The organism is Streptomyces sp. JJ66 (assembly GCF_019303495.1).
Classification (GTDB): Bacteria; Actinomycetota; Actinomycetes; order Streptomycetales; family Streptomycetaceae; genus Streptomyces.
On the sequence record NZ_JAEVFI010000027.1, the window covers coordinates 14,183 to 36,804 of the forward strand.

The 22,622-nt window shown below is 73.1% G+C and carries 18 protein-coding genes, 1 tRNA gene and 1 pseudogene; 12 read left to right on the top strand and 8 right to left on the bottom strand.

From position 1 onward, the window contains the following. Nucleotide 1: 1 nt before the first annotated feature. Nucleotides 2–1,339: a gephyrin-like molybdotransferase Glp gene (gene glp, locus JJV70_RS17815; RefSeq protein ID WP_219049002.1), complete on the bottom strand. Its 1,338-nt coding sequence runs from the start codon at nt 1,337–1,339 to the stop codon at nt 2–4. Between the two features lie 92 nt (nt 1,340–1,431). Next, a pseudogene (gene galU, locus JJV70_RS17820) lies at nt 1,432–2,331 on the bottom strand (UTP--glucose-1-phosphate uridylyltransferase GalU); the annotation flags it as partial. A 202-nt stretch (nt 2,332–2,533) separates the two neighbouring features. On the opposite strand from galU, the gene JJV70_RS17825 reads away from it, so the two are divergent. After that, nucleotides 2,534–3,061, top strand: a complete 528-nt coding sequence (locus JJV70_RS17825) for a 5-formyltetrahydrofolate cyclo-ligase (protein ID WP_257574162.1) — start codon at nt 2,534–2,536, stop codon at nt 3,059–3,061. Nucleotides 3,062–3,215: 154 nt separating this feature from the next. Here JJV70_RS17825 and JJV70_RS17830 read toward each other — a convergent pair whose 3' ends face one another. Next, a complete protein-coding gene (locus JJV70_RS17830) occupies nt 3,216–5,930 on the bottom strand; it encodes a penicillin acylase family protein (protein ID WP_219049005.1) in 2,715 nt (904 codons plus the stop codon). Nucleotides 5,931–6,418: 488 nt separating this feature from the next. On the opposite strand from JJV70_RS17830, the gene JJV70_RS17835 reads away from it, so the two are divergent. The 5 genes from JJV70_RS17835 (at nt 6,419) to JJV70_RS23420 (ending at nt 12,152) form a co-directional block, all read left to right on the top strand. Beyond that, nucleotides 6,419–7,945 carry a potassium/proton antiporter gene (locus tag JJV70_RS17835; RefSeq protein WP_219049006.1) on the top strand — a complete coding sequence of 509 codons (1,527 nt, stop codon included), beginning with the start codon at nt 6,419–6,421 and terminating at the stop codon, nt 7,943–7,945. A 278-nt stretch (nt 7,946–8,223) separates the two neighbouring features. Further along, nucleotides 8,224–9,636, top strand: a complete 1,413-nt coding sequence (locus tag JJV70_RS17840) for an MFS transporter (protein ID WP_308294883.1) — start codon at nt 8,224–8,226, stop codon at nt 9,634–9,636. Between the two features lie 66 nt (nt 9,637–9,702). Continuing rightward, on the top strand, nt 9,703–10,044 hold the full coding sequence (locus JJV70_RS17845; protein WP_219049007.1) for an FmdB family zinc ribbon protein: 342 nt from the start codon (nt 9,703–9,705) through the stop codon (nt 10,042–10,044). 197 nt (nt 10,045–10,241) lie between these two features. Beyond that, nucleotides 10,242–11,081 (top strand): S-methyl-5'-thioadenosine phosphorylase, encoded by an 840-nt coding sequence (locus JJV70_RS17850; protein WP_219049008.1) that lies wholly within the window; start codon nt 10,242–10,244, stop codon nt 11,079–11,081. Between the two features lie 756 nt (nt 11,082–11,837). After that, entirely contained in the window at nt 11,838–12,152 is a 315-nt protein-coding gene (locus tag JJV70_RS23420; protein ID WP_308294884.1) for an RcpC/CpaB family pilus assembly protein, read from the top strand. Between the two features lie 186 nt (nt 12,153–12,338). On the opposite strand, the gene JJV70_RS17860 is transcribed toward JJV70_RS23420, so the two are convergent. Beyond that, nucleotides 12,339–12,530: a hypothetical protein gene (locus tag JJV70_RS17860; protein WP_219049010.1), complete on the bottom strand. Its 192-nt coding sequence runs from the start codon at nt 12,528–12,530 to the stop codon at nt 12,339–12,341. After that, nucleotides 12,527–13,054 (bottom strand): AMP-binding protein, encoded by a 528-nt coding sequence (locus JJV70_RS17865; protein WP_219049011.1) that lies wholly within the window; start codon nt 13,052–13,054, stop codon nt 12,527–12,529. Before JJV70_RS17865 ends, JJV70_RS17860 begins: the two co-directional genes overlap by 4 nt. Nucleotides 13,055–13,339: 285 nt before the next feature. On the opposite strand from JJV70_RS17865, the gene JJV70_RS17870 reads away from it, so the two are divergent. Further along, on the top strand, nt 13,340–14,395 hold the full coding sequence (locus JJV70_RS17870; protein ID WP_308294885.1) for a P1 family peptidase: 1,056 nt from the start codon (nt 13,340–13,342) through the stop codon (nt 14,393–14,395). A gap of 217 nt (nt 14,396–14,612) precedes the next feature. Here JJV70_RS17870 and JJV70_RS17875 read toward each other — a convergent pair whose 3' ends face one another. Continuing rightward, nucleotides 14,613–15,620 (bottom strand): RNA polymerase sigma factor RpoD/SigA, encoded by a 1,008-nt coding sequence (locus tag JJV70_RS17875; protein ID WP_219049012.1) that lies wholly within the window; start codon nt 15,618–15,620, stop codon nt 14,613–14,615. A gap of 914 nt (nt 15,621–16,534) precedes the next feature. On the opposite strand from JJV70_RS17875, the gene JJV70_RS17885 reads away from it, so the two are divergent. From JJV70_RS17885 to JJV70_RS17895, 3 genes are all read left to right on the top strand, one after another. Further along, entirely contained in the window at nt 16,535–17,284 is a 750-nt protein-coding gene (locus JJV70_RS17885; RefSeq protein WP_219049013.1) for a GNAT family N-acetyltransferase, read from the top strand. Next, a complete protein-coding gene (locus JJV70_RS17890; RefSeq protein ID WP_219049064.1) occupies nt 17,281–18,294 on the top strand; it encodes a 1-acyl-sn-glycerol-3-phosphate acyltransferase in 1,014 nt (337 codons plus the stop codon). Before JJV70_RS17885 ends, JJV70_RS17890 begins: the two co-directional genes overlap by 4 nt. Next, nucleotides 18,257–18,329 (top strand) — tRNA-Arg (locus tag JJV70_RS17895). Before JJV70_RS17890 ends, JJV70_RS17895 begins: the two co-directional genes overlap by 38 nt. Before the next feature lie 344 nt (nt 18,330–18,673). Here the strand turns inward: JJV70_RS17895 and JJV70_RS17900 are convergent. Both JJV70_RS17900 and JJV70_RS17905 read right to left on the bottom strand, forming a co-directional pair. Beyond that, entirely contained in the window at nt 18,674–19,102 is a 429-nt protein-coding gene (locus JJV70_RS17900; protein ID WP_219049014.1) for a type II toxin-antitoxin system VapC family toxin, read from the bottom strand. Then, entirely contained in the window at nt 19,099–19,368 is a 270-nt protein-coding gene (locus JJV70_RS17905) for a hypothetical protein (RefSeq protein WP_219049015.1), read from the bottom strand. Before JJV70_RS17905 ends, JJV70_RS17900 begins: the two co-directional genes overlap by 4 nt. Nucleotides 19,369–20,304: 936 nt before the next feature. On the opposite strand from JJV70_RS17905, the gene recQ reads away from it, so the two are divergent. Both recQ and JJV70_RS17915 read left to right on the top strand, forming a co-directional pair. Next, nucleotides 20,305–22,161: a DNA helicase RecQ gene (recQ, locus tag JJV70_RS17910; protein ID WP_257574165.1), complete on the top strand. Its 1,857-nt coding sequence runs from the start codon at nt 20,305–20,307 to the stop codon at nt 22,159–22,161. Between the two features lie 41 nt (nt 22,162–22,202). Continuing rightward, a complete protein-coding gene (locus JJV70_RS17915; RefSeq protein WP_219049016.1) occupies nt 22,203–22,577 on the top strand; it encodes a DUF4180 domain-containing protein in 375 nt (124 codons plus the stop codon). Nucleotides 22,578–22,622: the final 45 nt, after the last annotated feature.

Genomic DNA, 22,622 nt, shown 5'->3' on the forward strand with positions numbered 1-22,622 from the left:
GTCAGCCGAGCAGCACGACGTCCAGCTCATCGCCGTCGGCCGCCTCGGTGACGGACTCGGGGAGCACGATGAGCGCGTTGGCCTGCGCCAGCGCGGCGATCAGGTGGGAGCCCGCGCCGCCCACCGGACGGACGGTGCCCGGCCCGGTGCCCTCACCCGGCGGGGTGTAGCCGCCGCGCAGGAACTGCCGCTTGCCGCGCGGCGAGGACAGCGGGGCCGCCGCTTGGGCCAGCGCCAGCCGGGCCCGCACCCGTGGCCGGTGCACCTCTTCGGAGCCCAGCAGGGTGCGGATCACCGGGCGCACGAACAGCTCGAAGGAGACGTAGGCGCTCACCGGGTTGCCGGGCAGCGCCAGCAGCGGCACCCGCTCGGCGCCGATCAGGCCGAACCCCTGCGGCTTGCCCGGCTGCATCGCCAGCCGCCGGAACTCCACGCCGCTGCCCCAGGCCACCAGGTTGTCTCCGGGCGAGGTGCCGATGCCGCTCAGCGCCTCCTTGACGACGTCGTAGGCGCCGACGCTGACGCCGCCGCTGGTGACGATCACGTCGGCGCGGGAGAGCTGGTCCTCGATGGCCGAACGCAGGGAGCCGGCGTCGTCGGTGACGGCGCCGACGCGGTAGGGCAGGCCGCCGGCGTCGCGGGCGGCGGCGGTCAGCACGTAGCTGTTGGAGTCGTGGATGCGGCCCGGTGTCAGCTCCTCGCCGGGCTGGGCGAGTTCGCTGCCGGTGGACATCACCACCACGCGCGGACGGGGACGCACCGGCACCGCGCCGCGTCCGATGGCGGCGAGCAGCCCCAGCTGTGGCGGCCCGAGCACGGTACCGGCGCGCAGCGCGAGCGTGCCGGAGGCCGCGTCGCTGCCGCGCGCCCGCACGTGCTGGCCCGCGCGCGCCGGGCGGTGCACGCGCACCTCGCCGCCCGCACCGGCCGGGTCGGCGGAGTGCGCCGTCATGGCGTCGGCGGGGCCGCCGCCGGTGCCGCCGTCGGTCCACTCCACCGGGACGACGGCCTCCGCACCGGGTGGCAGCGGGGCACCGGTCATGATGCGGGCGGCCTGCCCGGGCGCCACGGTGGGCAGCTCACCGCCGCCCGCCGCGATGTCGCCGATGACGGTGAGCACCGCCGGGTAGTCCTCGCTGGCCCCGCGCAGGTCCGCCACGCGCACGGCGTAGCCGTCCATGGAGCTGTTGTCGAACGGCGGCAGCGGGGCAGGCACCAGCACGTCCTCGACCAGGACGCAGCCCTGCGCCTCCAGCAGCGGCAGCTCGATGGGCTCCAGCGGGCGGACCGAGCCGAGGATGTCGGCGAGGTGGTCGTCCACGGACCAGGTGTCGTTCACCGGTGTACGGCCCCCCGGAGGACGGCTTCTGTGGCGCGGTCCGCGTCACCGGACCCGTTGCCCCGGGCGGGCTCCCCGGGAGCGCCGCCCGGCAGTTCCTCGGCGACGAAGTGCCGCAGCCACGCGCGGAACTCCGGGCCCAGGTCCTCGCGTTCGCAGGCGAGACGGATGATGGCGCGCAGGTAGTCGCCACGGTCGCCGGTGTCGTAGCGGCGGCCGCGGAAGACAACGCCGTGGACGGGGCCGCCGAGCGAGGGGTCGGCCGCCATCGTCTGGAGGGCGTCGGTCAGCTGGATCTCGCCGCCGCGGCCGGGCTCGGTGCGGCGCAGCACGTCGAAGACGGCCGGGTCGAGCACGTAGCGGCCGATGATGGCGAGATTGCTGGGCGCCTGGTCGGCGTCGGGCTTCTCCACCAGGTCACGCACGGTGACGACGTCGCCGTCGTCCGTGGGACGGGCGGCGGCGCAGCCGTAGAGGTGGATCATGGCCGGTTCCACCTCCATCAGCGCGATGACGCTGCCGCCGTGCCGCTCCCGCACCTCGATCATCTTGGCGAGCAGCGGGTCGCGCGGGTCGATGAGGTCGTCGCCCAGCAGGACGGCGAACGGCTGGTCGCCGACGTGCGGCGCCGCGCACAGGACGGCGTGGCCCAAGCCCCGGGGGTCGCCTTGGCGCACGTAGTGGATGGCGGCCAGGTCGCTGGATTCCTGCACCCGCTCCAGCCGGCCTTCGTCACCCTTGGCCCGCAGAACCTGCTCCAGCTCGTAGTTGCGGTCGAAGTGGTCCTCCAGCGGACGCTTGTTGCGACCGGTGACCATGAGCACGTCCGCCAGCCCGGCGGCGACCGCTTCCTCGACGACGTACTGGATCGCGGGCTTGTCCACGACCGGAAGCATCTCTTTGGGCGTGGCCTTCGTGGCGGGCAGAAAGCGGGTACCGAGGCCCGCGGCTGGAACCACGGCCTTGCTGATCCGGGTACGTGGCGAAGTCATGGCGGGAATCTTATCTGCTGGTGCGCGCTCTCGGGCGGTCCAGGCTGGGGAGGGGTGGCACCATGCCCCTGCGGCGGACCGCACGGATGACGCGACCACAGTGCTGACGGAAGGTGTACGACAGGTGAACCGTACGGAGCCACCGGCGGCCGGAGCAAGGAAGCGGGAGCTGCGCCGCGAGCTGCTGGCGCGGCGCGCCGGGATGCCGCGCGAGGCGGTGGCCGCGGCGGCGCGCGCGCTGGCGGCACAGGCGGTGCGGCTGCCGGAACTCGCGGACGCGGGCACGGTGGCCGCGTACGTCTCCGTCGGCGCCGAACCCGGCACGCGCGAGCTGCTGGACACGCTGCGGACGCGCGGTGTGCGGGTGCTGCTGCCGGTGCTCCAAGCCGACCACGACCTGGACTGGGCCGCGTACGCGGGCCTGGGCGCGCTCGTCCCGGCGACGCGTGGACTGTGGGAGCCGGGCGGCCCGCGGCTCGGGCCGGACGCGGTGCTGGCCGCGGACACCGTGCTGCTGCCCGGGCTGGCGGTGGACGCCAGCGGGCTGCGGCTGGGACGCGGCGGCGGCTCCTACGACCGGGTGCTGGAGCGGCTGGCGTCGGCGGGCGCGGCGCCCGCGCTGGTGGTGGTGCTGTACGCGCACGAGGTGCTGGCGTCCGTCCCGGCCGAGCCGCACGACCGCCCGGTGACCGCCGCGGTGACACCAGCGGGCGTACACCGGTTCGGCTAACCCGGCGCCACCCCGGCGCGGGTGCCTCGCTCCGGCGCGGCTCGGCGCGGCTCCGGCTCGGTCCGTCTCAGCCCGCCGCGCACCGGCTCAGCGCCCGCCAGCCCTCCTCGCTCCGGTGCGGCTCGGCGCGGCTCCGGCGCGCGACGCCTGGCGGTTACGGCGTCAGCGCCATCGTGTCCCGCGTCGCGTCGTCCACGGCTTCGCGGCTGTACGCCCACGGCAGCAGCTCGCCCTCCGCCCACAGCTCCGTCTGGTCGATGTAATGCGGGTGGTACGCGTGGCCGCTGGCGCCGGTGAGGTTGATCCAGCGTGACTTGTCGAAGTCGGCGAGGTTGACGACCATCCGCATCGACGGCACCCACGTCACGTCGTAACCGCCGGCCGCGTTCCAGCCGTTGGCGTTGACCGCGTCCTTGCCGCCAGCCAGCTCCCACGGGCCACGGTTGAGCAGCCGCTGGACGAGGCCGGGGCCCTCCGTGCCGAGCGTCTGGTTCTGGAGCATCAGGCTGTGCAGGCGGCCCCAGCTCCAGGTGTCGATGTTCTTGCCGAGCTTGGTGGTCAGCTCCCAGCGCGCGTCCTTCATGGCGCGTGCCAGCACCTCGTCGCGCCCCTGGGCGGCCGGGGATTCCAGACCGTCGGCGGGGGCGGTCCACCAGGCGTTGTCCGGGTCGTCCAGCAGGCGGCGGACGACCTCGAACCAGCGGTCGCCGCCGTCGGGCTGGGCGGTGGCGGGGCTGCGCTCGCCGCACTCGCGCACGGTACGGGCGGTGCCGTCCAGGTCCTCCAGCGGCCCGGAGTCGTCGGCGGGCCGCACGTTCAGGCACTCGCCCTCCACCCGCAGCTCCTTGGGCAGCTTCGTGCCGAAGGTGAGCGTCAGCAGGTTGCGCCAGACGCCGTTGAAGTACGCGGCGGGCGCGGACGCGGCACCCTGGGTGTAGTCCCAGCCCTCCAGCAGCTGCTGGGCCTCGCGGATGTAGGGGTCCTCGACGTCGATCTTCATCAGGTACGGGACGAGCAGCTTGGCGATCTCACTGCTGTCGTCCAGCTGCATCTTCTGCATGTCGTCCATGGAGATCTTCCCGCCATCCTTGATCTTCGACTGGACGAGGTCGTTGATCCGCTGGCTGCGGGTGCCGTAACTCCAGTCCTCGGTCAGCAGGTGGGGGTAGGTCTCCGGGTCGATGACGGCCTGGTTGGCGGTGACGATGTAGCCGCGCTCGGGGTTGAACTCGTACGGCAGGGCCTGCTGGTCGATGTAGCCGGTCCAGGCGTGCTCCGGGTCCCAGCCGGGAGCCGGGTAGCGGCCATCGCCCTGGCCCCGGACGGGGATCTGGCCGGGCGCCTGGTAACCGATGTTGCCCTGGGTGTCGGCGTAGATCAGGTTCTGGGACGGCACGGCGAAGTCGCGGGCGGCGGCACGGAAGGCGGGGAAGTCATCGGCCCGGTTCAGGGCGAAGACGGCGTCCATGGTCCTGGACGGGGTGAGCGCCGTCCAGCGCAGGGAGACGGCGTAGCCGTCGCCGCGGTCGGGGGCCGGTCCGGTGACCGGCGCGCTTTCGCCGACCTCGCCGAGTTCGGCGTCGCGGTCGGAGACGATCGGGCCGTTGCGCGTACTGCGTACGGTGATCTCGCGGTCCTCGCCCCCGGCGACCTTGAGCGTCTCGGTGCGCGTCTCGTACGGCACCATCTCGCCGTCGTAGAGGTACGCGCCGTCCTCGATCTTCTCCAGGTAGAGGTCGGTGACGTCGGCGCCGAGGTTCGTCATGCCCCAGGTGATGTCCTGGTTGTGGCCGATGACGACGCCGGGCATGCCGGCGAAGGTGAAGCCAGCCACGTCGTAGGGGCACTTCTCGCTGAGGCGGGTGCAGTGCAGACCCATCTGGTACCAGACGGACGGCAGTTGCGGCGCGAGATGCGGGTCATTGGCCAGCAGCGGCTTCCCGCTGGTGGTGTACTCCCCGGAGACAACCCAGGAGTTGGAGCCGATGCCGCTGCCGTTGGGCCCCAGCAGAGCGGGCAGCGCGTCCAGCGACGCGGCGAGGCCGCCGAGCTGCGTTCGCACCTGGCCGGGGAGGCCGGGCGCGCCGGTGCCGTCGCCGGTGTCCGGCTGCGGTTCGGCGTCGGGGTCGAAGCGCTCCGTCGCCGCGTCCACGTCGCCGCCCTCGACGATGGGGCGGTTGCGGTCGTAGGGGTAGTCCGGGTACAGGTCCTCGATCTGGTCCTCGTCCAGGCGGGAGCTCATCAGCGCCCGGTCGATCTCCTGCCTGAGGTTGCCGCGCAGGTCCCAGGCCATCGCCTTGAGCCAGGCGACGGAGTCCACCGGCGTCCACGGCTCGGGCTCGTAGCCGTCGTTGACCAGGCTGAGGGCCGCGTACTCCACGGACAGCGCGGAACCGCCGTGGTCCTTCAGGTAGGCGTTGACGCCAGCCGAGTACGCCTGAAGGTGCCGCTTGGTCTCGTCGGACAGCTCGTTCTCGTACTCCTGCTCGGCGACGTCCCGCCAGCCGAGGGTGCGCAGGAAGGCGTCGGTGCGCACCTGGCTCTCGCCGAACAGCTCCGACAGGCGTCCGGCGGTGGTGTGGCGGCGTACGTCCATCTCCCAGAACCGGTCCTGGGCCTGCACGAACCCCTGCGCCATGAACAGGTCTTCGGCGCTGGCAGCGTAGACCTGCGGGATGCCGTTGGCGTCGCGCTTGACCTCGACGGTGCCGGACAGGCCCTCCAGCTTCACCGAGCCCGTGGTCTGCGGAAAGGAGTCCCGCACGGTGCCGGTGGCCCAGAAGGCGCCGCCGACCAGGCCCCCGAGCAACAGCAACACCAGAGTGATCACAACCAGGCGGGCTCGCCGGGAGCGTTTCTTTGCGGGCATCGCTGTCCTTCGAGGGGGGTGGGACGTACGGCCTAGGGGGCGGGGAACCGCGCAGGGGCAACTCTAGGCGCCCACCCCGGCGGCCCATACGGGGCGTCACGCCTGAACCGGAGCGCCCGGTTCCCGGTGACGGCGGCGGGCGGGCGCGCGAGCGGGGTGCGGGCGGCGTCGGGCCGGTTGGGGTCCGGCGTGGGTCCGGTTGGGTCCGGCGGGGGCCGGTTGAGGGTCCGGCGGGGGGCCTCACCGGAGTGCCTCGCCCAAGGGGCGACGGATATGCGCGGCGGCGGCGTGGCGGAGCCGTCCCGGCTTGCGCCGGGCCACGCCTCAGGCGCCGGTTGTTAGACTAGGCAACGAAAATTTACGCATTCTTAGCGCCCGCGTGGGCTTGCGCGACCGCGCGTCCGGTGGCATGGCCACACGCTCCGGCGTCACGGTGGGCTCGAAGCAGGAAGGAACAGCCCCTGACTGTCGACCGCCTCAACGAACTGATGCTCGCCTGTGCCCTCGTCCTGCTGGTCGCCGTCGTGGCGGTGCGCATCTCCAGCCGCAGCGGGCTGCCGACCCTGCTGATCTACCTGGGGATCGGCGTGGCCATGGGCAACGACGGCCTGGGTATGGAGTTCAGTGACCCCGAGCTGATGCAGGTGCTCGGCTACGCCGCGCTCGTGATGATCCTGGCCGAGGGCGGGCTCGCCACGAAATGGCGGGACATCCGTCCGGTCATGCCGGGGGCGGCGGTGCTGGCGACGGTCGGCGTGGGCGTCAGCGTGCTGGTCACCGCGGCGGCGGCACACTTCCTGGTCGGGCTGTCCTGGCAGCTGTCACTGATCCTGGGTGCGGTCGTCTCCTCCACCGACGCGGCGGCGGTGTTCTCCGTGCTGCGGACGATCCCGCTGCCCCGGCGGCTGACCGGCATGCTGGAGGCGGAGTCCGGCTTCAACGACGCCCCCGTCGTCATCCTCGTCATCGCCTTCTCCGAGCTGGCGACCCACCCCATGCCCTGGTACCAGCTGATCGGGCAGATCCTCTTCCAGCTGCTGGTGGGCATCGTGGCCGGGGTGGTCGTGGGCAAGCTGGGCGAACTGGCGCTGCGGCACGCGGCGCTCCCGGCGTCCGGGCTGTACCCGATCGCCGTGCTCGCGCTGTGCGTGCTCTCCTACGCGGCCGGTGCGCTCGCCCAGGGCAGTGGCTTCCTCGCCACCTACATCACCGGCCTGATCCTCGGCAACGCCAGGCTGCCGCACCGGCCGGCGGTGCGCGGCTTCGCCGACGGGGTGGCGTGGATCGCGCAGATCGGCATGTTCGTCCTGCTGGGCCTGCTGGTCACCCCGAGCGAGCTGGCCGCCGACTTCTGGCCCGCCATCCTCATCGGGCTCGCGCTGACCTTCGTCGCCCGGCCGCTGTCGGTCGTGCTGTGCCTGACACCGTTCCGCACCCCGTGGCGTGAGCAGACCCTGATGGCGTGGGCCGGGCTGCGCGGTGCGGTGCCCATTGTGCTGGCGACGATCCCGATGGTGGCCGGGATCGAGTCCAGCGGCCGCATCTTCAACATCGTCTTCGTGCTCGTCGTCGTGTTCACACTGGTGCAGGGGCCGACGCTGCCGCGACTGGGCCGGATGCTGCGGCTCGGCCCGGGGGACGCGGCCACCGACGTCGAGATCGAGTCGGCCCCGCTGGAGCGGCTGCGCGGGCACCTGCTGTCGGTGGCCATCCCGTCGGCCCCCTCGGCGTCGCGCATGCACGGCGTCGAGGTCAGCGAGCTGCGGCTGCCGCCGGGCGCGGCCGTCACCCTGGTGGTACGCGGCGGCAGAAGCTTCGTGCCGACGCCGACGACGGTGCTGATGCGCGGGGACGACCTGCTGGTCGTGGCGACGGACGCGGTGCGGGACGCCACCGAGAAGCGTCTGCTGGCGGTCAGCCGGGGCGGCAAGCTGGCGGGCTGGCTCGGGCGGCGCCCGAACCCCGGGCCCCCGGGTGCGCAGGGGCCGCCGGGGCGCTCGGCACCGAGCCGGTAAGGGCGGGCCGCAGCGCCGACGGCTTGGCGATGTGATCTTTGTGATGTGAAAGGTGTCACCGCTGGCTGGCCTGGGAATCACAGGTGGCAGAAGCCCGTTACACTCGTTATACCGAACAGGATTTTCCAACCCTGCCTGATGCAGAGCTGGCGCCACCGGACGGCGCGAGGTGCACGACGCCCGCATGCCGACGGTGCTGCGCACCAGTGGACAGCTCTCGGTACGCACGGCCCGAATCGGGGGCGGCGCGTGCTACCAGGCGGCAGAAAGGCCCGGCCGTGGCGTCCAAGCCCGGCTACCGTCAGCTGTTCCGCACCCCGGGTGCCTGGTCCTTCGTGCTGCCCGGCTTCCTGGCCCGCCAGCCCTTCGCGATGCTGACGATCGGCATCGTCCTCCTCGTGCAGCACACCACCGGCTCCTTCGGCACCGCAGGCACCGTGTCCGCCACCACCGGTGTCGCCATGGCGCTGTGCGCCCCGCAGGCCGGACGGCTGGCCGACCGGTTCGGCCAGCGAGCCGTGCTGATCCCCGGCGCGCTGGCGCACGCCGCCGCCGTCAGCCTGCTGATCGCCCTCGCGCTGGCCGACGCGCCGCTGTGGGCGCTGATGCTCACCGCGATCCCCGCCGGTGCCTCGGTGCCGCAGGTCGGGCCCATGGTCCGCGCGCGCTGGGCGCACCGGCTGGACGGCGGGCCGCTGATGCCGACGGCGGCCGCGTTCGAGTCGGTCACCGACGAGTTCACGTTCGTCGTCGGCCCGGTGCTGGCCACCGCACTGTGCACGGGCGTGCACCCGGCGGCCGGACTGGTCGCTGAGGCGGCCTTGACCGTGGCGGGCGGACTGCTCTTCGCCGCGCAGACCCGCACCGCACCGCCCGCCCACCGCGACCAGCTGGCCACCACCGGCCGTCGCGGCACCTCGGCCCTCGCCGTGCCAGGGGTGCGGGTGCTGATCCCGGCGTTCCTGGGCATCGGCGCCGTCTTCGGCGGCATGCAGGTGTCGCTGACGGCGTTCACCCAGGCCATCGGCCAGCCCGGCGCCAACGGCCTGCTCTACGGCGTCTTCGCCAGCGGCAACATGCTCGCCGGGGTGGCCTGCGGCGTCATCGCCTGGCGTTCGGCCGCGCACCGGCGGCTGCCGGTGGCCTACGGGCTGCTCGCCCTGGTGAGCGTGCCCCTGTTCTTCGCCGCCTCGGTGGGCTCCCCGGTCCTGCTCGGCGCCGTCGGCCTGGTCGTCGGGCTGGCCATCGCTCCGGCGATGATCACCGGCTTCACGCTGGTGGAACGGCTGGTACCGGCAGGTGCCCGGACCGAGGCGTTCACCTGGCTGACCGGGTCCGTGGCACTCGGGCAGGCCGGTGCGGCGACCACCGCCGGGCAGCTGACCGACGCGTTCGGGGCCGCCGCCGGGTTCGCCGTGCCGCTCGCCGGTACCGCGCTGGCCGCGCTGGCCGTCGCCGTGCTGCGGGGGCGGCTGGTGCCGCCGCCGAGCCGTCCGGTGGCCTCGTCGCTGGGCACCCCGGCGGACGGCTCCGCTCGGGGTGCGGCAGGCGCTCCGGCCGACGGCTCCGCACGGGGCGCGGCAGGCGCTCCGGCCGACGGCTCCGCTCGGCTGGCGCAGGGCGCTTCGGCGGGCGACGGACCGGTGATGACGCGTGGCGCCGGTCACCGTGTGCCCGTCGCGGTGGACTAACCCGGCGGAATGCTGCACCATGGAGCGTCGTTAGCACTCCACAGGGACGAGTGCCAGGAGGAGCAAGTGCCGACCTATCAGTACCAGTGCACCGCGTGCGGCGAGGGCCTTGAGGCGGTGCAGAAGTTCACCGATGACTCCCTCACGGAGTGCCCGAGCTGCCAGGGCCACCTGAAGAAGGTGTTCTCCGCGGTCGGCATCGTCTTCAAGGGCTCCGGCTTCTACCGGAACGACAGCCGGGGCTCGTCGTCCAGCAGCAGCACGGCCTCGGGCTCGGCTGGCTCATCCGGCTCGGCTGGCTCGACCGGGGCCTCCGACTCCTCCTCGAAGAGCGAGAGCAAGAGCAGCGGCTCGGGCAGCGCCAAGAGCGACTCCGCGAAGCCCGCCGCCGCCACTCCGGCCTCCTGACCGGGCACCTCCTTCCGGACGCGGTCCGCGCGCGCCAGCCTCACCGGCTGCACGCGGGCCGCGTTCCGCTGTGCGGGCGCGCGGGCTTGGGGCACCGTCCGGCCGCCCGGCTGGGGGCGTCGCGGCGGGCCAACTCCGGCTGAGGCGGCGCTGGGGTTCGGCCCTGTCCAGGGTGCCAGGGTTCTAGGCTGTGGCGCATGGATGAACAGGTGGCACAGGCGGACATCGGCGTCATCGGCGGATCGGGGTTCTACTCATTCCTGGACGAGGTGCGCGAGGTGCGGGTGACGACGCCGTACGGCGAACCGAGCGACGCGCTGTTCCTCGGCGAACTGGCCGGACGCCGCGTGGCCTTCCTGCCCCGGCACGGACGCGATCACCGCCTGCCACCCCACAAGATCAACTACCGGGCGAACCTGTGGGCGCTGCGGTCCGTGGGCGTGCGGCGCGTACTGGGCCCGTGTGCGGTGGGCGGACTGCGGGAGAAGTACGGGCCGGGCACCCTCGTCGTCCCGGACCAACTGGTGGACCGCACCAGGACCCGGGCCCAGTCGTTCTTCGACGGCGAGGAACGCGCCGACGGGGTACGCCCGAACGTCGTGCACGTCGCCTTCGCCGACCCGTACTGCGAGACGGGACGCGAGGCAGTGCTCAGCGCGGCGCGCGGGCGCGACTGGGAGCCGGTGGACGGCGGCACGATGGTCGTGGTGGAAGGACCCCGGTTCTCCACTCGCGCCGAATCCCGGTGGCACGCGGCGCAGGGCTGGGCGGTCGTGGGCATGACGGGCCACCCGGAGGCCGTCCTCGCCCGGGAACTCGGGCTCTGCTACAGCTCGCTCGCCCTCGTCACCGACCTGGACGCCGGTGCGGAGACGGGCGAGGGCGTCTCCCACGCCGAGGTGCTCGCGGTGTTCCGGGAGAACCTGGTACGGGTGCGTGACGTGCTGTTCGACGCGGTAGCGGCACTGCCCGCCGAGCGCGGCTGCGCCTGCGCGGACGCGCTGAACGGGGTGGAACTGGGGCTCGAACTGCCGTGAGGTAGGGGTTGGGGATGCGGTCGCCGGGCCGGGTCGCGCGGGTCGCGGGTCGCGGTGGGTCGGCTCGGGTGGTGGCTTGTCGCGGTGGGTCGGCTCGCGTGGGTCGGCTCGGGGTAGGCGGCGGTTGGCGCGGGGGCGCTGCATCAGGGACGCAGGCTGGGGCGCGGAGTTGTCCACAAGCGGTGGGTTATCCACAGGCTTGAGCGGGATTTCGCGATTGCGGGCACGGTGGTGTGCGTCCGGATTTTCCGGGCGGTCCGGTCCCTCCAGCCGTGAGGTGGTGCGCTCATGTCTGCTCCCGCTGCTTGCGTCCGTGCCGACGAGTCTTCGTCCGCCGCTCCCCCAGGTGGTGCGTCCGCTGGCGGTACGCCACCGGGCCCGGGCGGTGCCAGCCCGCCCGGGCGACGGCACGGTGCACCCGGGCTACCGGGGTCACCGGGGTGGGAGATCGACGTGCCGCCGCCGGTGGCGGTGCCGCCGTTCGATCCAGTGCGGCGCGGCGGCACCGTGCGGCAGCGGCTGCGGTCTGTACTGCGCGGGGCGCGGCGCTCCGTGGGGGCCTCGCTGCTGCTCCTCGCGCTGGTCGTGGGGGCGCTCGGGTGGGCGGGCGGCCCCGGGCCCGCGAAAGGGGCTTCCGAGGCGGCAGGGGCGGGGCAGGACACCGGCCCGCCTACGGGTTCGGAGCAGGGGGTCACACCTGAGGCTGTAGCAGCTGCCGGACCCGGCGAGGCTTCGGCGACGGCCAGGAGCGGCCCGGTGCGGGTACCGGTGCGCATCGCGGACGCCGGAGTGGTGGGGCTGCTGAAGCCGGGTGACCGGGTGGACGTACTGGCGCCCGCTCCGGAGCCTGGCCCCGGAGCGGAGACCGGCGCGGGCGTCGGGGCCGCGCGCGTCCTGGCCCACCGTGTCACCGTCGCGCAGGTCCCCGGCCTGCGGCCAGGCGACGCTGGTGGTGGGGTTGCCTCTGACCCCGCGCAAGGGGCGCTGGTGGTGCTGTCGGTGCCGCCGGATACGGCCGCCCGCCTCGCCGGAGCCGCCGCGCACGTCCCGTTGGCGGTGGCGCTGTGGTGAGCCGCTGGTTCGCGGTGCGGGAGCCTGCCCACAGCCCTGCGCAGGCGGCCGGCCGTACGAGGCATTCCCACGGGCCGGCCGGTGCCGGGCTCGGGCAGCGTGCCGACGCCGTGGTGCCAGAAGCGCCCCTTCCGGATCGCTGCCCAGGGCCTCGCGCTCACGCGGCCATTCGCCCGGCAGCGCGGGTCAGAAGTGGTGCGGGGGCTTCTCGTCGAGGAAGCGGGCCAGGTCGGCCGCCGCGTCGTCCCCCGCAGCGGGGCGTTCGCCCCAGCCGTGGTCCGCATCGTCCTCGGCCCGCCCGCTCAGCGGGTCGCCGAAGTCCAGCGCGGGGGCCGGATCACGCGGTGCGGGCGCCGGAGTGTGCTGCGGTGCGGTCATGCTTCCAGGGTAGCCAGCGCCTCGTGCCACCATTGGTCCCGTCCGGGCGTCCACGGCACCGGCCCGCCCGTCCGGTGGACCACCAGCACGGAGCGCACGGCAGGGCAGTCGGCCAACGCCCGGTCCACGATCCGCTTGACCTCATACGTCCGCCCCAGCTGGGTAGCCGCGTCGGCGACGACCAGCACTCCGGCACCCGAGCGCCGTACGGCCTCCCGGAGCGGCGGCACCGAGTCCTCCCAGGGCAGAGTGACGCGCAGGAGGTCCAGACGTCCGCAGGCCATGGTCATCGCCACGGACTCCGGGCACATCGGCAGCAGCACGCCGACCCGCTCACCGGGACAGACTCCGAGTCGGTCCAGGGCTCCGGCGGCAGACCGGGCCTCCGCCAGCAGCCGGGTATGCGTGTACTCCGCGACGGGTGCCGGTGGCCTCCGTCGCGGCTTCGGCACCCGTGAGGACGCGGCGTGGACACGGAGGCTGGCGGGGACACTGAGGCTGAGGTGCTGCTGGTCGGCCGACATGGATACCAGGCTGCGGCCCCGCCATGAACGTCCGATCAACGTTCGCTGTACGCCCCGGCGACAAGCCCACCCGGTGAAGACGCCGACGCCCGGTGACGGTGCCTGGGGACAGTGTGCAGCCGGGACCGGCGTGGTGCCAGGGGGGCGGTGCGTTGCCGGGAGCCGGTGGGTTGCCCGGAGCCAGTGGAGATCCCGGGCGCCGGGGACGGTGCCGTGTGTGCCGGGCGACGATGCCGGATGGCCAGTGAGCGCAACGGCCGACGTCGGGCCTGGTACCTATGAGCCGTGGCTGAAGACAGGCAGAAGACGACGGGCACGGACGACACGACAGCCGGGCGGGACGCGTTGACCGCTGTGGCGGGTATGCGGGTCGGGCACGCCCAGCGCTCGGACGGCGGGTGGCTGACGGGGACGACGGTCGTGCTCGCACCGCCCGGCGGAGCCGTGGCCGCGGTGGACGTGCGCGGCGGCGGGCCCGGCACCCGGGAGACGGACGCACTGGACCCGCGCAACGTGGTGGAGCGGATCGACGCCGTCGTCCTCACCGGCGGAAGCGCGTTCGGGCTCGACGCTGCGTCAGGGGTCATGGCGTGGCTGGAGGAGCAGGGCCGGGGGGTGCCAGTAGGCCCGGACGCGGGCCAGGTGGTGCCCGTGGTTCCCGCGGCCTGCGTGTTCGACCTGGGCCGGGGCGGAGACTGGCGCGCCCGCCCCAGGGCCGAGCTGGGCCGGGCCGCGGTCGAGGCGGCACACGCGGCGGGGGACCGCGTGCTGGAGGGCAACGTGGGCGCGGGCACGGGTGCCGTGGCCAGCGGGCTGAAGGGAGGCGTGGGAACGGCGGCCTCGGTGCTGGAGTGCGGGGTGACGGTCGCGGCACTCGTCGTGGTCAACGCCGTCGGCTCGGTGCTCGACCCGGGCACGGGGGCGCTGTACGGGGAACTGGCGCTGGGGCGTACCGCCGTGCCGGACGCGGCGCGGCACGCCACCGCCCACGAGCGGCTGGCCCGCTCCCGTGCGGCGCTGGGCATCCCGCCGCTGAACACCACGCTGGCGGTGGTCGCCACTGACGCCGCGCTCGGCCCGGCCCAGGCGCAGAAGCTGGCCGGTACCGCACACGACGGGCTGGCCCGGGCGGTCCGGCCGGTGCACCTGATGCACGACGGCGACACGGTGTTCGCGCTGTCGGCCGGGGAGCGAGCCGTGCGGTTGCCGGAGCTGAACGAGGTGCTGGCGGCCGGGGCCGACCTGGTGACACGTGCGATCGTGAAGGCCGTGCTGGCGGCGGAGACCGTCAGCACGGCGGGCGGAGAGATCCCCGCCTACCGCGACCTGTACGGCCGGTGAGCACCGTCGCCCACTCCCGGCGGCGCTCGGCGCTGCACGGCCAGCCCGCTCCCGGCGGCGGCGCACGGCCCGGGACGGTCGGCATCTTGACCAGCAGCATTCGTCGGCAGGGCAGGCAGGAGGCCTTACATCACGATGAGGGAGCGCGCCCGTGCCAGCCTCTCCCGCCCTCGGGCGCCTGCCCTGCGGGAAGGCCGTGGCCGTGGCCTCAGCCGCCTCAGGCCACCGCGTCGAACCCGGTGTCGTGGGCCATCCGCTTCAGCTCCAGCAGGGCGTGCTTCTCGATCTGCCGGATGCGCTCGCGGGTCAGCCCGTGCTGCTTGCCGACCTCGGTCAGGGTCCGTTCCCGCCCGTCCTCGATGCCGTAGCGGGCGCGGATGATCGACGCCGTGCGGTGGTCTAGGCGTTCGATCAGGTGGCCGAGTTCCTCACTGCGCAGCAGCGTGAGCACCGACTGCTCGGGGGATACCGCAGAGGTGTCCTCCAGCAGGTCACCGAACTGCGTCTCGCCCTCGTCGTCCACCGACATGTTCAGGCTCACCGGGTCACGTGCCCAGTCCAGCACGTCGGTGACGCGCTCGGGACTGGAGCCCAGCTCGGCGGCGATCTCCGCGGCCTCCGGCTCCCGCCCGAGCTCGCGGCTGAACTCGCGCTGCACCCGGCGGATGCGGCCCAGCTCCTCCACCAGGTGGACGGGCAGCCGGATCGTGCGCGACTGGTCGGCTATGGACCGCGTGATGGCCTGGCGAATCCACCACGTCGCGTAGGTGGAGAACTTGAAGCCCTTGGTGTAGTCGAACTTCTCCACCGCGCGCACCAGGCCCGCGTTCCCCTCCTGGATCAGATCCAGGAGGGGCAGGCCACTGCGCGGGTAGCGACGGGCGACGGCGACCACGAGGCGCAGGTTGGAGCGGATGAACACGTCCTTCGCGCGCTCCCCCTCCATGACGATTTCCTGCAGCTCCTCCCGGCTGGCACCGGCCGCGGCGCCACCGGGGGCGGGCCACTCCTCACCGGTGAGGAGCCGGTGCGCGTAGACACCGGCCTCGATGGCCAGCGAGAGCTCGACCTCCTTGGCCGCGTCCAGCAGCGGCGTGCGGGCGATCTCGTCGAGGTACATGCCGACCAGATCACGGTCAGCGACGTCGCCGCCTGCGCGCACACTGGTTGCCGCCTCAGCGCCTTCGGTGGCGGGCTGACGACGGGCGACGGCACGGGTTGCCATGCGCTCTCCCTTGCGTGTGATCACTTACTGGTCGGTGGCGGACCGGAGCACCTGCGGGACAGGACCTCCGGACACCGTTCGTCCCTACCCGGGTAACCGTTTCCGAACATCTCAACGAGCCGAATCCGGACAGAATTCCCAATGCACCCCGCCGAGTTGTCGATCATGCAGTATCCTGACCGGCCACACCGGCGACGGGCGGGCGTGGCGGCGAGAAGAGAACCCCAGGTCAGAGGCAAGGAAGCCGCCTGACGGCACTGACCGACCCCTACGGCCGCTACATCACTGAGACGTCGATCACATTCCACACGCGCCCCCTCGCGTCAGCGAACGCCGTCCGTGGCCGTTCTCCCACTCCGAAGACGGCCCCCACCGCCTCCTGGTTGCGACAGACCCGGACGACGAGTGGCCCGGCTCCTGGGCGCGGCCTTTCGCCCGGCTACGCGACGAGCGGCCCGTTCCGCGCCAAGCCCGCCCTCGCGACGCCGGTGGAGGTGAGCGTCTACCTCGATCCGCTGGCCACCGGTCGCGGCGGCGCCAGCCAGCTCTACCACCACCTGTTCACCGCGCTCTCCGGCGAGGACGTTCACCGGGCCCTACGCGGGCATCGCCCTGCCCCCACCCCGCCTCCGTGCGCTTGCACACCCGCTTCAGCTTCCGGCACGTGGGGACGTTCACCGAGGTGGGCCACACGTTCGGCCGCTACTGGGACGTCGTCTGGTACGAGAAGACGCTGCCGGGTTAACAGCTCGCGACGCGCCGCCCGGCGTCCCCCTGTCCCCGCGCCGCGTACCCCTAACTCCCGGCCCACCCCCGCCACGAACCCCGGCACCCGGTGACCCTGGGCACGCCCGGACGGTGGCGACCCGCCACCCGTCCGGTGTCCCCAACCACCACGGGAAGCGAGCCCCGCCATGCCCGCCACCACCACCGCCCCACCGGTTTCCGGCGCCTACACCGCGTCCCTAGCCCACTCCGCCGACCAGATCCGCGCGGCCCAGCGCCTGCGCCACCAGGTATTCGGCGACGAGCTGGGCGCGCGGCTGCACACCTCACTGCCTGGCCACGACATGGACGCCCTCGACGACATCGCCGACCACCTGATCGTCACCGAACGCGCCACCGGAACCGTCGTCGGCACCTACCGCCTGCTGCCGCCCGGGCGCAGTGACCGCCTGTACTCCGACGCCGAGTTCGACCTCACCGCCCTCACCGCGCTGCGTCCGGCGCTCGTCGAGGCGGGCCGCTCCTGCGTCCACCCCGAGCATCGCGGCGGCGCGGTGATCAACCTGCTGTGGTCGGCGCTGGCCCGGTACGTCCTACACTGCGGGCACCGCTACCTCGCCGGGTGCGCCTCGGTGCCGCTGGCCGACGGCGAGCGGGCCGCCGGTGCCGCCTGGGAGCTGGCCCGGTCCCGGCACACCGCCCCGCCGGAACTCCGTGTCACCCCGCGCCGTCCCTGGGAGCCGTCCACCCCGCCACCCGCCGATCCCCGGTACGCCGACCTGCCCCCGCTGCTGCGCGGTTACCTGCGCATCGGCGCCTGGCTGTGCGGTCCGCCCGCCCACGACCCCGACTTCCACACCGCCGACTTCTTCACCCTGCTTCCCGTGGCCAGCATCCCCGACCGCTACCGCCGCGCCTTCCTCACCACCCCGCGATGACCCCGGCCCCCGCCACGCCAGCGGCCCCAGCACACACGGCGCCCCCAACACCCCCCAACCCCGCAGCTCCTACAGCCCCAGCACCGCTCAGGAGCACGCCAACGCCGCTGGCCACGCCACCTCCGACGCCACCCCACCCGGTGGCGGCGACCCCACCGGTGCCACGATCCGTCACCGACCCGTGGACCGTCACCTCTGCCTGCACCGCCCACTGCGTCTCGCCCGGCCCCACCGGGTCACCGGCCACCACGGCCCGCCGCTACGCCGCCTTCACCCGCGTCGTCACCCGCGCCGGCGTCCTCGACGGCGCCCACCTCGCCGACCCCGCCGTGCTCCGGTCTCGCGCCCGCGCCGCCCTGGCCGCACTCGGGGTCCGTCTCCACCACACCGGCGTCCCGCTCGCCCCCGCCCCGGGCACGCTGGTCGTCGCCAACCACATCTCCTGGCTGGACGCGCTGGCCCTCCTCGCCGCTGCCCCGCTGCGCCTGCTCGCCAAACGCGAGGTCGCCGCCTGGCCACTCATCGGCACCCTCACCACCCGCGCCGGCACGCTCTACATCAACCGCACCGCCCCGCGCGAACTCCCGCGCGCGGTAGCCACCGTGACCGCCACCCTGCGCGATGGGCACAGCGTCGCTGTCTTCCCGGAGGCCACCACCCACTGCTCCAGCCCGGGCGGCACCTTCCGCCCCGCCCTCTTCCAGGCCGCCATCGACGCCAGTGCCCCAGTCCAGCCCGTCACGCTCACCTATCACCGCGGCGGCCACCCCAGCACCGCTCCCGCCTACGTCGGCGACACCGCATTCACCGCTTCCCTGCGCCACGTGGCCCGCGCCGCCGGCCTCACCGTCACCGTGCACGCCCACCCCCCGATCCTCTCCCACCCCCACACCCGCCGCTCCCTCGCCGCAGCCGCTCAGCACACCGTCCACGCCCCACCCCCACCCGCTACACTGACGCCGGTACTTCCCCGCCTCCGTAGCTCAGGGGATAGAGCACCGCTCTCCTAAAGCGGGTGCCGCAGGTTCGAATCCTGCCGGGGGCACAGTGTCTGACCGGGCACGGAGCATCGAACATCCCCTCGGAAGTGATCTTCCGAGGGGATGTTCTCATGTGCGCGGGCACAGATCAGGGACACGGCGGATCCAGCGGGGACGCGGCCCGCCGCTACGCCGCCGCCTCCCCCCGACTCGACGGGGCGGATCAGCGGGCGGACGAGCGCCTGCTCATCGGCGCGGAGGCTGGGGCGACAACAGACCCGGCGTCGCCGGAAGCCGCGTACTTCTCCCGCACCTGGCCACAGCCAGCGCCGCCAAGAGGGAGCCGAGTCTCCGGTGCAGGTGATCACTTCCTCGTCGTCGGGGGGCACCGACGCGACGCTGCGGCCGCCTACAGTTGCTGCTCCCACGGATTGACCACCAGAGCGCCGGTTCGGGCCATGTGCTTGATGTTGCGTGTGGCCACCGTCCAGCCGTTGGCCAGGGCGGTGGCGGCTATCAGGGCGTCCGGTGGGTCAATGCTGGTGCCGGCGGCCTTGAGCGTCTTGTGGATCGTGAGGTAGGCGGCCGCTTCCGGCTCGCCGATCGGCGCGATGCGGTCACGGTACTCGTGCCTTACCACAGCGAGAGCTTGGGCGTAGCGGGCCTGCCGTACGGGATCCGGGGTGGCAGCAACGCCGGCCTCGATCTCGGCCACGGTGATCACGCTCAGGAAGCGGTTGGGTCGGGCCGTGGACCTGAACCAGGACAGGACACGGGGGTCGGGCTTCGCCCGGGTCGTGAGCTCGGCGACGACGTTGGTGTCGAACAGGTAGATCACTCGGCGTCCGTCTGCTCGTCGTAGGAGCGGGCGCCGAACTCCAGCCCCTCGAAGGGCCGGGAGAGCACGAACTCCTCGAAGCCGTCGTTGCTCAGTGCCACCCAGCGGTGCACCATTTCGGGCAGTGCCTCGATCTCCGTGTCGGCGAGCTCTGCGTCAAAGTGCCGACGTTGATCCTCAGGCAGGGACTCCCGGATGTCACGGATGGTCCGCAGCGGGTGCAACGACGGGGACGGGTGAGGCACGCCGCTCGGGGCTGTGGTCATCGGCATCCCTTCCGCTTGAACAGGCTGCGTACCGCTGCTGACCCCAGGCTACGGGTTCCCGCCTGCCCGCTCACAGCTTTGGGACGAGAGCGGGGCATCCGTCAGCCTGCCCGCCGAGCGACAGCGGCAGTTCTCACGGAGTGCGACCGGTCGTCCTCGTCGATGAGGCTCCGCATCAGGCACCCACACCCACCCCAGTGGCCAACCGGAACGGATTCAGCACACATGAGGCCGGGAAGCCCCGCGAACACGTGAGAACTACGGAGGGGTATTTCCCCAGGCCAGACGGGTCGAGCAGTGCGTTTACACAGGTCACAGCCTTGATCAGAGAAAACTCCCAAAGCGGGTGCCGTAGGTTCGAATCCTGCCGGGGGCACACCGCCTGACCAGGTGAAACACGCCGAACGGCCCTCCGGGACAAGCTCCTGGAGGGCCGTTTTTCCGCAAGATGGGGACAGGGTGGGGACAGCGCGCTGTCGAGACGCTGAGGGGTTCCCGCTGGGGGCGGGGGGGCATTTCCGGCCACGTCCGCGCCGGGTGGGCCGGTGGTCTGGGTGCACGGTGCACACTCCGTTGTGGCGGCTCCGGTTGCGGCGCCCCTGACCTGCGTCCTGCCGACCAGCCGTCGCAGGGTGCGGACAGAGCACTGGCCGGATCTGGTCGGTGGCGGTTGCGGCGGGCTCCTAGCATGGCCGCATGGCTCCCCTCGAAAGCGACTTTCCCGACGTCACCGGCGACGCCGTGGGTGGCGCCCCGGCCCCTGGCCCGGGTGCCCGTCCGCACGGCACTCCGGATGGCCTGCCGGACGACATGTGGGGCGGCGAGCTCGGGGAGGCGCCCGACGACGACCCGGGCGACCCGTTCGCCGACGACGCGTACCCCGGCGCCGCCCCGGCCGGTCTCACGCCCACCGGGGACGCCCACCCTGCCGGTGACATGGCGGCCGGTCTCCCCCCGCGGGCGGTGACGCCGGGGGAAGCGCCGCTGGAGGTGCTGCGGCGGGTCTTCGGGTACGACGCGTTCCGGGGGGAGCAGCAGGAGATCATCGAGCATGTCGTCGGGGGCGGCGACGCGCTGGTGCTGATGCCGACCGGTGGTGGCAAGTCGCTGTGCTACCAGATCCCGGCCCTGGTCCGGGAGGGGGTCGGGGTCGTCATCTCTCCGCTGATCGCGCTGATGCAGGACCAGGTGGACGCGCTGCGGGCGCTGGGTGTGCGCGCCGGATTCCTCAACTCCACACAGGACTTCGAGGAACGGCGCCTGGTGGAGGCCGAGTTCCTGGCCGGGGAGCTGGACCTGCTCTACCTCGCGCCCGAGCGGCTGCGCGGCGAGGCCACGCTGAGCCTGCTGGAGCGCGGGCACGTCTCGCTGTTCGCCATCGACGAGGCGCACTGCGTCGCCCAGTGGGGCCACGACTTCCGCCCCGACTACCTCACCCTCTCCCAGCTGCACGAGCGCTGGCCCGACGTGCCCCGTATCGCGCTGACGGCGACGGCGACGCAGGCCACACACACCGAGATCGCGTCCCGGCTGAAGCTCCAGGACGCCCGCCACTTCGTCGCCAGCTTCGACCGGCCCAACATCCAGTACCGCATCGTGCCCAAGGGCGAGCCCAGAAAGCAGCTGCTGAACCTGCTGCGCACCGAGCACACCGGGGAGGCGGGCATCGTCTACTGCCTGTCGCGCGCGTCGGTGGAGAAGACGGCCGAGTACCTGACGCAGCATGGCATCCAGGCGGTGCCCTACCACGCGATGCTCGATCCCCGGGTGCGTGCCGAGCATCAGGCGCGCTTCCTGCGCGAGGACGGGCTGGTGGTGGTGGCGACCATCGCGTTCGGCATGGGCATCGACAAGCCGGACGTCCGCTTCGTCGCCCACCTCGACCTGCCGAAGTCGGTGGAGGGCTACTACCAGGAGACGGGCCGCGCCGGGCGTGACGGGCTGCCGTCCACCGCGTGGCTGGCATACGGTCTCCAGGACGTGGTGCAGCAGCGCAAGATGATCGACGGTGGCCAGGGCGACGCCGCGCACCAGCGCCGTCAGACAGCGCAGCTGGACGCCATGCTGGCGCTGTGCGAGACGGTCGAGTGCCGCCGGGGGCAGCTGCTGGCCTACTTCGGCCAGGAGTCCGGGCCATGCGGCAACTGCGACACCTGCCTGACGCCGCCGGAGACGTGGGACGGCACGGTGGCAGCGCAGAAGGTGCTCTCGGCGGTGGTGCGGCTGAAGCGCGAGCGGCGGCAGAAGTTCGGGGCGGGCCAGATCATCGACATCCTGCTCGGGCGGAAGACGGCCAAGGTCATCCAGTTCGACCACGACGCGCTCTCCGTCTTCGGCGTCGGCACCGAGTTGACGGAAGCCGAGTGGCGGTCGGTGGTGCGGCAGCTGGTAGCGCAGGGCCTGCTGGCCGTGGAGGGCGACTACGGCACGCTCGTCATGGCCGAGGCCAGCGGTGAGGTGCTCGGCGGCGGACGCACGGTGAAGCTGCGCCGGGACCCGGTGAAGGCGAAGACCGCCCGGCCGGCGAAGGAGGCGGCGGCCCGGCAGAAGGCGGCCGCGGTGGAGCTGTCGGCGGAGGCGGCACCGCTGTTCGAGGAGCTGCGCGCGTGGCGGGCGGCGACGGCCAAGGAACAGGGCGTCCCCGCCTACGTCATCTTCCACGACGCCACCCTGCGCGAGATCGCCTCCCGGGCGCCGAGCACCCTGGCACAGCTCGGCGAGGTGAGCGGCGTCGGCGCGAACAAGCTGGCCAAGTACGGGGAGCGGATACTGGAGTTGCTGGCGGCGCGATAACCGGGTGCGGCCGGGCCGCGCGCTGCCTACGCTCGGCGGGCATGACGACTGTGGACGAGATCGACGGCGTCCCGGTGCTGCGGTGCCCCGAGGAGGGCGAGCCGATCCGGGGCGGTGCCGACGTCCTGGACCTCATCGGGAACGCCGGATACCACGGCGCCGAGTGGGTCGTCGTCCCGGCCGGGCGGTTGGACGCGTCCTTCTTCCAGCTGCGGACGCGCGTGGCAGGCGACATCGTCCAGAAGTTCGCCCAGTACCGGGTCGGGCTCGTCGTGGTGGGCGACATCTCGCGGCATACCGAGGCCAGCGGGGCGCTGCGCGACTTCGTCCGCGAGTGCGACCGGGCCGGGCAGACGTGGTTCGTGCCGGACGCCGAGGCCCTGCGGGAGCGGCTCGCGGCCCGGCGGCGTCGCTGACCGCACGGCACGCGCGTGCCGCGTGCCCGGTGGCCCGGTGCCTGC

Coding starts and splice junctions, on each gene's coding strand:
- JJV70_RS17850 (WP_219049008.1), top strand. CDS start 10,242: ATGGATGAACAGGTGGCACAGGCGGACATCGGCGTCATCGGCGGATCG.
- JJV70_RS17885 (WP_219049013.1), top strand. CDS start 16,535: ATGCCCGCCACCACCACCGCCCCACCGGTTTCCGGCGCCTACACCGCG.
- JJV70_RS17865 (WP_219049011.1), bottom strand. CDS start 13,054: ATGTCGGCCGACCAGCAGCACCTCAGCCTCAGTGTCCCCGCCAGCCTC.
- recQ (WP_257574165.1), top strand. CDS start 20,305: ATGGCGGCCGGTCTCCCCCCGCGGGCGGTGACGCCGGGGGAAGCGCCG.
- JJV70_RS17830 (WP_219049005.1), bottom strand. CDS start 5,930: ATGCCCGCAAAGAAACGCTCCCGGCGAGCCCGCCTGGTTGTGATCACT.
- JJV70_RS17875 (WP_219049012.1), bottom strand. CDS start 15,620: ATGGCAACCCGTGCCGTCGCCCGTCGTCAGCCCGCCACCGAAGGCGCT.
- JJV70_RS17835 (WP_219049006.1), top strand. CDS start 6,419: ATGCTCGCCTGTGCCCTCGTCCTGCTGGTCGCCGTCGTGGCGGTGCGC.
- JJV70_RS17825 (WP_257574162.1), top strand. CDS start 2,534: ATGCCGCGCGAGGCGGTGGCCGCGGCGGCGCGCGCGCTGGCGGCACAG.
- JJV70_RS17915 (WP_219049016.1), top strand. CDS start 22,203: ATGACGACTGTGGACGAGATCGACGGCGTCCCGGTGCTGCGGTGCCCC.
- JJV70_RS17860 (WP_219049010.1), bottom strand. CDS start 12,530: ATGACCGCACCGCAGCACACTCCGGCGCCCGCACCGCGTGATCCGGCC.
- JJV70_RS17890 (WP_219049064.1), top strand. CDS start 17,281: ATGACCCCGGCCCCCGCCACGCCAGCGGCCCCAGCACACACGGCGCCC.
- JJV70_RS17905 (WP_219049015.1), bottom strand. CDS start 19,368: ATGACCACAGCCCCGAGCGGCGTGCCTCACCCGTCCCCGTCGTTGCAC.